The sequence below is a fragment of the Pantoea sp. YR525 genome (genome assembly GCF_900116775.1).
Taxonomy (GTDB): domain Bacteria; phylum Pseudomonadota; class Gammaproteobacteria; order Enterobacterales; family Enterobacteriaceae; genus Pantoea; species Pantoea symbiotica.
In genome coordinates this window covers 135,379-147,940 of the sequence record NZ_FPBU01000002.1, presented here as the reverse complement: position 1 = coordinate 147,940, position 12,562 = coordinate 135,379, and the positions used below count along the sequence as shown (strand labels likewise).

General features: G+C 56.0%; 10 protein-coding genes. 6 read left to right on the top strand and 4 right to left on the bottom strand.

Annotated elements, in window-relative coordinates:
- Window positions 1-15: 15 nt before the first annotated feature.
- From pspD to tyrR, 4 genes are all read left to right on the top strand, one after another.
- A complete protein-coding gene (gene pspD, locus BM323_RS04155) occupies window positions 16-264 on the top strand; it encodes a phage shock protein PspD (RefSeq protein WP_007888070.1) in 249 nt (82 codons plus the stop codon).
- Complete coding sequence (locus BM323_RS04150; RefSeq protein ID WP_008106467.1) at window positions 245-1,642, top strand: YcjX family GTP-binding protein; 1,398 nt, start codon at window positions 245-247, stop codon at window positions 1,640-1,642. Before pspD ends, BM323_RS04150 begins: the two co-directional genes overlap by 20 nt.
- Entirely contained in the window at window positions 1,639-2,712 is a 1,074-nt protein-coding gene (locus tag BM323_RS04145) for a YcjF family protein (RefSeq protein ID WP_008106465.1), read from the top strand. Before BM323_RS04150 ends, BM323_RS04145 begins: the two co-directional genes overlap by 4 nt.
- A gap of 213 nt (window positions 2,713-2,925) precedes the next feature.
- Window positions 2,926-4,491, top strand: coding sequence for a transcriptional regulator TyrR (gene tyrR / locus BM323_RS04140; RefSeq protein ID WP_008106462.1), 1,566 nt, complete (start codon window positions 2,926-2,928; stop codon window positions 4,489-4,491).
- Window positions 4,492-4,638: 147 nt separating this feature from the next.
- Here the strand turns inward: tyrR and BM323_RS04135 are convergent, their stop codons facing one another.
- The 3 genes from BM323_RS04135 to tpx form a co-directional block, all read right to left on the bottom strand.
- Complete coding sequence (locus BM323_RS04135; protein ID WP_008106460.1) at window positions 4,639-6,675, bottom strand: glycoside hydrolase family 31 protein; 2,037 nt, start codon at window positions 6,673-6,675, stop codon at window positions 4,639-4,641.
- Window positions 6,672-8,051 carry a glycoside-pentoside-hexuronide (GPH):cation symporter gene (locus tag BM323_RS04130; protein ID WP_061718803.1) on the bottom strand — a complete coding sequence of 460 codons (1,380 nt, stop codon included), beginning with the start codon at window positions 8,049-8,051 and terminating at the stop codon, window positions 6,672-6,674. The genes BM323_RS04135 and BM323_RS04130 overlap by 4 nt, the downstream gene beginning before the upstream one ends.
- A gap of 287 nt (window positions 8,052-8,338) precedes the next feature.
- Window positions 8,339-8,842, bottom strand: a complete 504-nt coding sequence (gene tpx / locus BM323_RS04125) for a thiol peroxidase (RefSeq protein ID WP_008106454.1) — start codon at window positions 8,840-8,842, stop codon at window positions 8,339-8,341.
- Between the two features lie 143 nt (window positions 8,843-8,985).
- Here tpx and ycjG point away from each other — a divergent pair, with 143 nt between their 5' ends.
- Entirely contained in the window at window positions 8,986-9,972 is a 987-nt protein-coding gene (gene ycjG, locus BM323_RS04120) for an L-Ala-D/L-Glu epimerase (RefSeq protein ID WP_091003310.1), read from the top strand.
- Here ycjG and mpaA read toward each other — a convergent pair.
- Window positions 9,941-10,654 carry a murein tripeptide amidase MpaA gene (gene mpaA, locus BM323_RS04115; protein ID WP_008106450.1) on the bottom strand — a complete coding sequence of 238 codons (714 nt, stop codon included), beginning with the start codon at window positions 10,652-10,654 and terminating at the stop codon, window positions 9,941-9,943. The genes ycjG and mpaA overlap by 32 nt on opposite strands.
- A gap of 210 nt (window positions 10,655-10,864) precedes the next feature.
- Between mpaA and BM323_RS04110 the strand changes: the two genes are divergently transcribed.
- The gene (locus BM323_RS04110; protein ID WP_008106449.1) at window positions 10,865-12,484 is read left to right on the top strand and encodes a peptide ABC transporter substrate-binding protein; all 1,620 of its coding nucleotides are present in this window, start codon (window positions 10,865-10,867) and stop codon (window positions 12,482-12,484) included.
- Window positions 12,485-12,562: the final 78 nt, after the last annotated feature.

The following is a 12,562-nucleotide window of genomic DNA, read 5'->3' as shown; positions in this document are numbered from 1 at the left end:
GTGATAAGAGGCTCTATGCAAACTCAACGTTTTACTGCTCTGCGCCGTCGCGCGACACCTGCGTTGATGTCGGCGGGGAAATTTATCATTATTAGCGCAGTAACTTACGGGCCCGGCGGGATCGCTGGCTGGGCAGTGAAATCGGTGGCGCGCCGTCCGCTGCGCCTGTTGCTGGCGGCCGCCCTGGAACCGTTGCTGAGCAAAGCGTTTAAACGCTTATCGGCACGATTCATCAGGGAGAACGATGAAAAGACTGCAAAATGAATTCGTGGCGTTGATGAACCGCGGTGTTGACCGCCATCTTCGCCTGGCTGTAACCGGTTTGAGCCGCAGCGGCAAAACCGCGTTTATCACTTCGCTGGTTAACCAGCTTCTAAATGTCCACAGCGGCGCACGTTTGCCGCTGTTTTCCGTGGTGCGCGAAGATCGCCTGCTGGGCGTCAAGCGCGTACCGCAGCGCGAACTCGGCACGCCGCGTTTCACCTACGATGAAGGTCTGGCGCAGCTGTACGGCACGCCGCCGATGTGGCCGACGCCCACGCGTGGCGTAAGCGAAATGCGCCTGGCGCTGCGCTATCGTCCGGATGAATCGTTGCTGCGCCATTTCAAAGATACCGCCACGCTCTACCTCGAAATCGTCGATTATCCCGGCGAATGGCTGTTGGATCTGCCGATGTTGGCGCAGGATTATCTTAGCTGGTCACGTCAGATGGTGGGCTTGTTGCAGGGCGATCGCGCCGAATGGTCAGCGCAATGGCGCAGCCTGTGCGCCGATCTCGATCCTTTTGCACCCGCCGATGAAAATCGTCTGGCAGCGATTGCCGCAGCCTGGACCGATTACCTGCACCAATGCAAAAGCGAAGGCTTGCACTTTATCCAGCCGGGCCGCTTTGTGTTGCCGGGGGATATGGCTGGCGCGCCGGCGCTGCAGTTCTTCCCGTGGCCGCAGGTCGATGAGATGCAGCTTAGCAAGCTGGCGCAGGCGCCAGCGGGCAGTAACTTCGCTATGCTGCAGCAGCGTTTTAACTATTACTGCCAGCACGTGGTGAAAGGATTCTATAAAAATCATTTCTTGCGCTTCGATCGCCAAATCGTGCTGGTCGATTGTTTGCAACCACTGAACAGCGGTCCGCAAGCGTTCAACGATATGCGCCTCGCGTTGACGCAACTGATGCAGAGTTTCCATTACGGTCAGCGCACGCTGTTTCGCCGCCTGTTTTCTCCGGTCATCGATAAGCTGTTGTTTGCTGCCACTAAGGCCGATCATGTGACTTCCGATCAGCATGCCAATATGGTGTCGCTGTTGCAGCAGTTGGTGCAGGACGCGTGGCAGAACGCGGCGTTCGAAGGCATCAACATGGATTGCCTCGGTTTGGCCTCGGTGCAGGCGACGGAAAGTGGGCTGGTTGATCATCGCGGCGAGAAGTTACCGGCATTGCGCGGTCATCGTCTTGCCGATAATGAAGCCCTGACGTTCTATCCCGGCGAAGTGCCGCCGCGTTTGCCGGGCCACAATTTCTGGCAACAGCAGGGATTTCAGTTTGAACAGTTCCGACCGCAGCAGCTGGATGTCGATCGTCCGCTGCCGCACATTCGCATGGATGCCGCACTGGAATTTTTACTGGGAGATAAATTGCGATGAGCGACGAAACACCTTTAAAAGGACGCATTGATTTTGCCCGTCCGCTGACAGTTGAAGCGGAAAAACCACTGCGCGCCGCCCAAACCTTTAGCGCGGATAGCGAGAAGGCCTTTCTCGCCACGGCAGAAGCCGAGCCACTGGAAGAGGGCGAAGGCGAAAAAGTGGTGGAAGCCGCGCTGCGGCCAAAACGCAGCCTGTGGCGCAAAATGGTGGGCGCTGGCCTGGCCATTTTCGGCGTCAGCGTGGTGGCGCAGGGCGCGCAAACGCTGCACGATGCGTGGATGGTGCGCGACTGGTTTACCCTCGGCACCGGCGTGGCCGGCACATTGATTGTCGCCGCAGGTGCGGGCGCACTGATTGGCGAATGGCGGCGTTTATATCGTCTGCGTCAGCGGGCTGAAGAGCGCGATATTGGCCGCGAGTTGCTGCACAGTCACGGCGTGGGGAAAGGTCGCGCGTTCTGTGAAAAGCTGGCGCAGCAAGCTCAGCTCGATCAGGCGCATCCTGCACTGCAGCGCTGGCATGCGGCGCTGCATGAAACTCACAACGATCGTGAAATCGTCACCTTGTATGCCCAACTGGTGCAGCCGGTGCTGGATCGTCAGGCTCGCCGGGAAATCAGCCGTCACGCCGCCGAATCGACGCTGATGATTGCCGTCAGCCCGCTGGCTTTGGTGGATATGGCGTTTATCGCCTGGCGCAATCTGCGGCTGGTGAATCGCATCGCAGCGATTTATGGCATTGAGCTGGGTTACTTTAGCCGCATCCGCTTGTTCCGCTTAGTACTGCTCAACATGGCGTTTGCCGGCGCTTCCGAACTGGTGCGTGAAGTCGGGATGGATTGGATGTCGCAGGATCTTGCTGCGCGCCTGTCAACCCGCGCTGCGCAAGGGATCGGTGCCGGTTTGCTCACCGCGCGCCTCGGCATTAAAGCGATGGAATTGTGTCGTCCATTGCCATGGCTGGAAGATGACAAACCACGTCTCGGTGATTTCCGTCGCGAGTTAATTGGCCAACTGAAAGAATCCCTGGTAAAAAGTGGGGATAAAGCAGGGCAGGCTGCTAAATAATCAGCACTTGCTTACCTTTCACGCTGCACCTAGCGTGAAAGGTGAAATTATCTGTGTTACCACGCATATTCGGCGGGATTTTTGTTGGTCGCTCCGCTACACTTCCCTCTATCACCTGCCTCTGGCTGTCAACTTTTCCTGACAGGCCTCTTCTGAGGCGCTGCAAGTTAGCGTATTATCACTAAAATCAAAACCTGACTAAGGCTCATCGCAATGCGTTTGGAAGTTTTCTGCCAGGACCGAATCGGTCTGGCGCGCGAGTTGCTCGACCTGCTGGTTGCCCGCAATATCGACCTGCGCGGCATCGAAATTGCGCCACTCGGTCGCATTTACCTCAATTTCACCGCGCTGGAGTTTGAACCCTTCAGCAATCTGATGGCGGAAATACGCCGTACACCTGGCGTGACAGATGTGCGTACCGTTTCGTTTATGCCCTCCGAGCGTGAGCATCGCGCATTGAGCGCGCTGCTGGTGGCGATGCCGGAACCGGTGTTATCCATCGATCTGAAATGCAAAGTCGAGCTGGCCAATCCGGCGGCACAAAATCTGTTCACCCTTGATGAACAGAAGCTGCGCAACCAAAACGTTGGCACCTTAATCACCGGCTTTAATTTCCAGCGCTGGCTGGAGAATGAACGTGTTGACGCGCAGGCGCAGCATGTGGTGATTCAGGGACGCGATTTCCTGATGGAAGCGCGGCCGATTTATCTGGCTGAAGAAGAGGGCCAGAGCGATCTGCCGGTTGGCGCGATGATCACTCTGAAATCAACGGCGCGTATGGGCCGACAGCTGCAGAATCTCACCGTCACCGATGAGTCGGAGTTCGATCACATCGTGGCGGTTACGCCAAAAATGCGTCAGGTGATCGATCAGGCGCGCAAGCTGGCGATGCACGATGCGCCGCTGTTGATCGTGGGCGATACCGGTACCGGCAAAGATATGCTGGCGCGCGCCTGTCATTTACGCAGCGCACGCGGCAAAAAACCGTTCCTGGCGCTGAACTGCGCCTCACTGCCGGATGATGTGGCCGAGAGCGAGCTGTTTGGTCACGCCGCCGGTGCTTATCCCAATGCCCTGGAAGGCAAAAAAGGCTTCTTCGAGCAGGCTAACGGCGGCTCGGTATTGCTGGATGAGATTGGCGAAATGTCGCCACGCATGCAGACCAAACTGCTGCGTTTTCTCAACGACGGCACGTTCCGCCGCGTGGGCGAAGAGCATGAAGTGCACGTTGATGTACGCGTGATTTGCGCCACGCAGAAGAATTTAATTGAGCTGGTGCAGCGCGGTGAGTTCCGTGAGGACCTGTTTTATCGCCTGAATGTGCTAACGCTCAATCTGCCGCCGCTGCGTGAACGTCCGCTGGATATTCTGCCGCTGACCGAAATGTTTGTCGCCCGTTTCGCCGACGAACAAGGCTTGCCGCGTCCGCGTCTTTCATCGCAGCTGACGCCGTTCCTGACGCGCTACAACTGGCCGGGTAACGTGCGCCAGCTGAAGAATGCGCTGTACCGTGCGCTGACGCAGCTGGAAGGTTATGAGCTGGGACCACAAGATATTGTGTTGCCAGAGCAGGCGCTGGATGTGTCATTGGGTGAAGAGGCGATGGAAGGTTCGCTGGACGACATCACCAGCCGCTTCGAACGTTCGGTGCTGACGCGTCTTTATCTCTCTTATCCCAGCACGCGCAAACTGGCGAAACGCCTCGGCGTCTCGCATACCGCCATTGCCAATAAGCTGCGTGAATATGGGTTAGGGCAGAAGCGAAACGAGAGCGAGTAATAAAGCACGTACATCCCGTAACGTCGTTCCGCCCGTAGGGTCGCCATTCATGGCGACCTGGTCCGCAAACGTGCATCAACCTTGGCAGGCGGATGTCTTTGCCATTGGCCGCCATGAATGGCGACCCTACGTTTATTTAGCTGGGTTTTAGTCGGGTGCGCGAATATCTACCTGACTTCCTTCCCTCATAAACACCGGAATCTCACTCAATGGCGCGGCGACGCTAATGCGTTGTCCGCCTTGATAGCACTCGCCGTTACGCGCAATCCATTGCTCACCAGCAGGTAACCACACTTCACGTTCACGCTGCCCGGCGTGCAGCACCGGCGCTATCAGCAGGTCACGGCCCAGCAGATACTGATCTTCCACTTGCCAGCTCTCGGGCTGCTGCGGGTAGTGATAGAACAGCGGGCGCATAACTGGATCGCCGAGCTCATGCGCTTCGCGCATCAGGCCATCAATATAGGGACGAATCTGCTCACGTTGCAGCAGGCAACTTTTCATCAGCGCGTAATTCTCCTCACCGTAGCTCCAAACCTCGTTTGGTGAGCCGCTGTTACACTGCGCAATACCATCACGCCAGGCTTCCTCAGGTGCAATCTGTGGCTCGCGGTAACCATGCAGACGCATCACCGGACAGAACACCGCCCACTGGAACCAACGGATTAGCAGTTCATGAAACGCCGGGTCATGAATATTTCCGCCCTGAAAACCGCCGATGTCGGTGGTCCACCACGGAATTCCCGCCATTGCCATGTTCAGCCCGGCAGTGAACTGGTTGCGCAAGGCATGGAACGAGGAGTGAACGTCGCCCGACCAGGCAAGCACGCCATAACGCTGGCTGCCCGCCCAGGCACAGCGCACCAGGTTGACGATCTCGCTCTCACCTTGTTGTTGCAGACCTTCATAAAATCCGCGGGCAAACAGCTGCGGATAGATATTGCCCACTTCCTGAACCGGACCGAGATGATAGCGGTAGTTATCAAAATCGTACGCGCGATATTCCGGTTCCGCTTCATCGAGCCAGAAGGTGCGGATGCCGTGGTCATAATAGTTGCGCTTAACTTCCTGCCAGACGAACTCACGTGCGGCGGGATGCGTGGCGTCAAAAAAGGTGGTGTTGCCCATGAAATCGAGGTTCACGGATACGCCGCGTTCGCTGTTGACCAGCAAGCCTTTGGATTTCATCAGACGATAGTTATCACTGCGGCTATCCACCGTGGGCCACACCGAAACCATAGTTTCGATGCCCATCTCTTTGAGCTCCTGCACCATGGCTCGCGGATCCGGCCAATCGCGCGCATCGAAACACCAGGTTCCCTGATTTGGCCAGTGGAAAAAGTCGATGACAATTACCGAGAGCGGCAACTGCAGGCGGCGATATTCGCGCGCCACCTCCAGCACTTCCTGCTGAGTGCGATAGCGCAGTTTGCATTGCCAGAAGCCGGTTGCAAAGCTGGGCATCATCGGTGCTGTGCCGGTGGCGCGGCCATACTGACGCACGATCTCAGCTGGTGTATCGCCTGCGGTGATCCAGTAATCCATCTGATCGGTTACTTCGGCCTGCCAGCGCGTGCCGTTTTTACCAAAAGTCACTTCGCCGATGGCCGGGTTATGCCACAGCAAGCCGTAGCCGAGGTTGGATACCATAAACGGCACGCTGGCCTGCGAGTTGCGCTGTGCCAATTCCAGCGTGCAGCCTTTTAGATCGAGGCAATCCTGTTGATACTGGCCCATGCCATAAATTTTCTCCTCCGCACGCGCTTCAAAGCGCACGCTGAGCTGATATTTCCCTCCCGGAATCGGTCGAAAGGCGCGCGCATCCAGCTTAAGGGCGCTGATGTATTTGTCCTGACTCTTTTCGCTGGCGCCGATGCCCACAGTGCTGCGCTGACGCCAGAACTCCTCCAGCAGCAGTTCTCCATGTTGATTGTAAAAAGCCAGCTGGCCGCGGATGTTCAATGTAGCGGTGATATTGCCGTTACGCAGGCTCAGGGATTCATGCTCCTGGTGGATCTCCACCTCGCAAGCCGTAGGCGCTAACAACGCCCAGTCATGGTCGATCAGTTCAGGCTGACAGGTGGCTCGTACTCGCAGGCTATGCGCGCCCCAGGGTTCGATAACCAGCGTCTGACGGTCAAATGTCCAGATAATACGCTGGGATTCGGCGCGTAATTCACTCATGACAACTCCTGTGGTTGTAAAAGGGTGGAAGCCGTTGCAGCCGGTTGGGCTGACACTTTGTTCTGATTGATGGTGCGCATGGTGGCATCGTTAAGTTTGTAGCCGCGCATCGCCAGCGCGCTCAACAGCGACAGCAGGCCGGGAACCACTGAAAACAGTGCGACGATGGCCATCATCGCGGCAGGCTGCTGATGCGGTGCCTGAGCAACGTAACCGCTCAGACCCAGCGTCCAGCCAACAATCGCGCCGCTGATCGCCATGCCCATTTTCAATACGGCGAGCAGCGTGGAGAAGACGGTGCCATCGAGGCGCTTGCCCTGACGATATTCACCGTAATCCACCACATCGGCCATCATCACCCACATCAGCGTGGTGGTGACCTGATAGAAGCTGGAAACGATGAACGTCATGCCGACTAACAGCGCCAGCGATCCCGGCAGGAACACGATGCTGATACTCAACACACCGGCAGTGATGGCGCTGAGGGTAAAAGCGGTGATTTTGTTTAGGCGGCGCGTCAGCAGTTTTGCCAGCACGCTACCGACGCTTTTGCCGACGATATGCGCGGCCAGCAGCCACATGAAGAGACTGGCGTTACCCAGAAAATAGGTGACGTAGTACATCATCGCGCCAAGCCGCACGACGCCGAACGAGATATTGCAGAACACCAGCAATGCGACCACACGCCACTGATCGTTCCGCAGCAAATCGCGCAGATCGGCGAGAAAATTGCCGTGGTTGGCGGGCGCATTGATACGTTCGCGGGTGTTGAGGAAGCAGATAAAGAACAGCAAGGTTGCCAGCGTCGCCATAATCGACATCGCCGCGAAGTAACCGTCCAGTTTGTTACCGCCGCCCAGCCAGGTGGCGAGCGGGATCATCAGGAAAGTGGACATCGCGCCACCTAGCGTAGCCAGGAAGAAACGCCATGATTGCAGGGAGATGCGCTGATTATCATCGGCGGTGATAATCGCCCCCATCGAGCAGTAAGGAATATTGATGGCGGTGTACATCAGCATCATCAAGCTGTAGGTCACGGCGGCGTAGATCATCTTTCCGGTGAGCGACAGGCTTTCCGGCACCGCATAAATCAGCATACAACTGACGCCGAACGGTACTGCCAGCATCAATAACCAGGGACGAAATTTGCCCCAACGTGAACGGGTGCGGTCAGCCACCATCCCCATTGCGGGATCGATCACCGCATCGGCAACGCGCGCCAGTAAAAACAGCGTGCCGACAAAGATCGCGGGCAGGCCCACCACATCGGTGTAATAAAAGGTGAGAAAAATAATGACGTTATCGATGGCGATATGGCTGGCCATATCACCGAGGCCGTAACTGATTTTTTCTTTAATGGATAAGCTTGCTTGCATAAAGATTCCCGCCTGTCTTTGAATCGCTTAAGGGCAATTGACGGTTAGTTATAGGTAGCGAAGCGGATGGGAACAATTGCGGGATCTGTTACGGGTTTTATGTTTTTTGATTAATGTGATACGGGTAACAAGAATCACAGCAAAAATGCAACAAGGCAGGAAGAAGTGCTACGTATCACGATAAATCAACGGGTTAAAAAGGGAACTGAGTTGAAGGCGGGCATAAAAAAAGCACCGAAGAATTAATCATTCGGTGCTTTCTGTTTCACATTAACAGCGAACTAACGTTACTTCAGCGCAGCCAGTGCCGCATCGTAGTTTGGCTCTTCGGTGATTTCATTCACCAGCTCGCTGTAAATCACTTTATCGTTTTCATCCAGCACCACCACGGCACGCGCGGTCAGGCCTTTCAGCGGGCCATCCGCAATCGCCACGCCATAGTTTTCTTTGAACTCAGCGCCACGCAGGGAAGATAGCGTGATTACGTTGCTGACGTTCTCTGCGCCGCAGAAGCGTGACTGAGCGAAAGGCAGGTCGGAAGAGATGCACAGCACGACCGTGTTGTCCGCTTCACCTGAACGCTCGTTAAACTTACGCACCGATGCCGCACACACGCCAGTATCAATACTTGGGAAAATGTTCAGAACTTTGCGTTTGCCTGCATAATTAGCCAGGGATACGTCAGCAAGATCTTTGGCGACCAGGCTGAAAGGTTTAGCTTGCTCGCCAACTTGTGGGAACTGGCCTGCAACCGGCACCGGATTGCCCTGAAAGTGAACAGTCTGAGACATGTGATTTCCTTTTTTTAACGATGAAATATCTGACTTTTAAGATATAGCGTGTGTTTATGACATAATTTTTAAGGGTTTACGAGCGCATTTCCTGCCGATAATCGAGCCGGCTCGCATTTAAGCGACGGATTTAAGGAGAAATAATGAGAACAGTGAAGAGTTATCCGGAAGCCTGGCCGTTACATTCGCCGTTTGTTATTTCACGCGGCAGCCGCACTGAGGCGCATGTTGTGGTGGTAGAGATCGAGCAGGATGGCGTTAAAGGCGTCGGGGAAGCCACGCCGTACGCGCGCTACGGTGAAAGCGAGGAATCGGTACTCAAGCAGATCGCCTCGCAGCTGAGCGCGTTGCAAAGCGGCATGACGCGAGAAGCGCTGCAACAGGCGTTACCGGCGGGCGCGGCACGTAACGCCATCGACTGCGCACTGTGGGATCTGGCGCGACAGCAGCAGGGCAAAAGTCTGGTGCAATTGTGTGCTGTGCAACTGGCCGATGAGATTGTCACCGCGCACAGCATCAGCATCGATACGCCAGATGCGATGGCCAGTAGCGCGCAGGCATTGTGGCAGCATGGCGCGCGTTTATTGAAAATCAAAATGGACGATCATCTGATTAGCGAACGTTTGGTGGCAATACGCAGCGCGGTACCGGATGCCACCTTGATTGTTGATGCCAATGAATCCTGGCATGCCGAAGGCCTGGCGGCGCGCTGTCAGCTACTGGCCGATCTCAACGTCGCTATGCTGGAACAGCCGCTGCCCGCAGCAGAAGACAGCGCGCTGGGCAACTTTATCCATCCGCTGCCGATCTGCGCGGATGAAAGCTGTCACACGCGTGAAAGCCTGGCGCAGCTGAAAGGGCGTTATGAGATGGTGAATATCAAGCTGGATAAAACCGGGGGATTAACCGAAGCACTGGCGCTGGCAGAGGCGGCGCAGCAACAGGGATTCACCATTATGCTTGGCTGCATGCTCTGCACCTCGCGGGCGATTCGTGCGGCATTACCGCTGACGGCGCAGGCGACCTTCGCGGATCTCGACGGTCCAACCTGGCTTGCGGCCGATGTTGAACCGTCGCTACACTTCTCTCACGGCGTACTCAAGCCGCTGGCTGCCAGCGCAGCAGATTGATCATCGCTTCCAGATAGACTTCGGTGGCTTCGTCGACTGAAATCGGCGGCATCTCGGCGGTAATGCATAACAGGCCGAGATCGTCGCACCAGCTGCCAAACGAACCCGGCGTGGCATAACCCACGCTACTCACCACCGGCAGCGCGGTCTGCTGCGCCAGCCACTTTGCTAAATCGCTGTGGTGCGGATCGTCAATGCAGGCCAGCGGTTCATGCCACGAAACCACCCAGCGCGGTTTAATCTGATGAATCAGCTGGCACAGCGCGCGGGTTTCCGGTTCGGAAGAGGGACCTGATCCGGTTGAAAGCACCACATCGCGTTCGTCCGCTTCGCTGTTCCAGCGATACACCGTGTCGCCATTCTGCCAGTTAGCGGCAGGGAAGTTACGGTTGAGATCGACGCCGTTGGCGTTGGCGCGCAGCCCCAACTGACAACCGTCGGGATTGACGGCCAGAACAACGTGATGACGCCGCAGCGCCTCCGGCAAGGTGCGCATCGCACCGGATAAAGTGGCAATCGCGGCATTCTCATCGCCGTGCGTGCCAGCAATAATCAGCCCACTTTCGGCATCGGCGGCGGGTGCCGGAAACCACAGCAGCGGCGCGCCCAGCACCGATTGCCCGTATTGTTGCCAGACAGCGTCCAGCTTGCCGCGCAGCGGACGTGGATGGTATGACGACATGACGTTCCTCTCTGAAATACTTCCAACACCGCCAAAAACCTTCTGGCGCTTAAGGTAAAAAATGTGACCGGGAATCCAGCCTCAACATAACGGTAAATAGCCTGCGGGGAAATAGCTATATATCAATCAGCAATTTGCGATAAAATGCCAAACGTTGCTGGCGACACAATCTCTTCGCGGTCGCCATTTTTTTCGCGTAAAGGAGTGGTGATGAAACTAACGTTCCGCAAGACGCTGACTGCGTTAATTGTAGCCAGTGCAATCTCACCCGCATTCGCCGCCAACGTGCCGTCGGGCGCACAGCTGGCCAGCACCCAGGAAATCGTTCGCCATATCAAAGATGAGCCCGCTTCACTCGATCCGATGAAGGCGGTTGGCCTGCCGGAAATTCAGGTGATGCGCGATCTGTTTGAAGGGCTGACCAATCAGGATGCCCACGGAAAGATCGTTCCCGGCGTGGCGCAAAGCTGGAGCAGCAACGATAACAAAACCTGGATCTTTACCCTGCGCAACGATGCGCGCTGGTCGAATGGCGAGCCGGTGACCGCGCAGGATTTTGTCTATAGCTGGCAACGTTTAGTGGAACCGAAGAACAGTTCGCCGTTTGCCTGGTTTGCTGCGCTGAGCGGCATTGAAAACGCGGAAGCGATCACTAAAGGACAGATGAGCGCCGATAAACTGGGCGTGACGGCGACCGATGCAACACACCTCAAGGTGACATTGTCACGTCCTGTGCCGTGGTTCCCGAGTATGGTTGCTAATGCCGCGATGTATCCGGTATCGCAGAAAGTGATTGAAAAAGAGGGTGATAGCTGGACGTCACCGGGCAAGCTGGTCGGCAATGGCGCTTATCAGCTGCAGGATCGCGTAGTAAACGAAAAAATCGTGCTGGTGCGCAACGCCAACTATTGGGATGACAAAAAATCGGTGCTGACCAAAGTCACCTTTATCCCGATTAATGAAGAGTCCAGCGCCACCAAGCGTTATCGCGCCAATGATATTGATATCACCGAATCCTTCCCGAAAAACATGTACGCGCTGCTGAAGAAAGAGTTGCCGGGCCAGGTGTATACGCCGGATCAGCTTGGCACCTATTACTACGCATTCAATACCGAGAAAGGGCCAACCGCCGATGTACGGGTGCGTAAGGCGCTGTCATGGAGCATCGATCGTCGCATTATCGCGGAGAAAGTATTGGGCACCGGCGAGAAACCGGCCTGGCACTTTACACCGGACGTTACCGCCGGTTTCACCCCGATGAAAAGCTATCTGCAGCAACATAGCCAACAGGAGCTGAACGCGCAGGCCAAAGCGTTGCTGACGGCGGCAGGTTATGGACCCGGCAAACCGCTGCATTTGACGCTGCTCTACAACACCTCGGAAAGCCATCAAAAAATTGCTATCGCGGTGGCTTCAATGTGGAAGAAAAATCTCGGCGTGGATGTCACGTTGCAGAATCAGGAGTGGAAAACCTATATCGACAGCCGTAACAGCGGCAATTTCGATGTGATCCGCGCCTCATGGATCGGCGATTATAATGAGCCTTCAACCTTCCTCAGCCTGCTGACCTCGACGCACAGCGGCAATATCGCGCGTTTCCGCAGTGCCGATTACGATGCGGTGATTACCAAAGCCAGCACTGAAACCAGCGTGGCGGCGCGTAACACCGATTACAACAAAGCCGAGCAGATCATTGCCGATCAGGCACCGATCGCACCGATCTATCAATACACTAACGGCCGCTTGATCAAGCCGTGGTTGAAAGGATATCCGATCACCAATCCTGAAGACGTGGCTTACAGCCGCGAGCTGTGGATTGAGAAGCACTGAGTCTAATCGATCGCCATTTATGGCGACCCTACAAATGAATGTGACCGCCTGTCATCTTTGCTCACAGCCTGATGATTG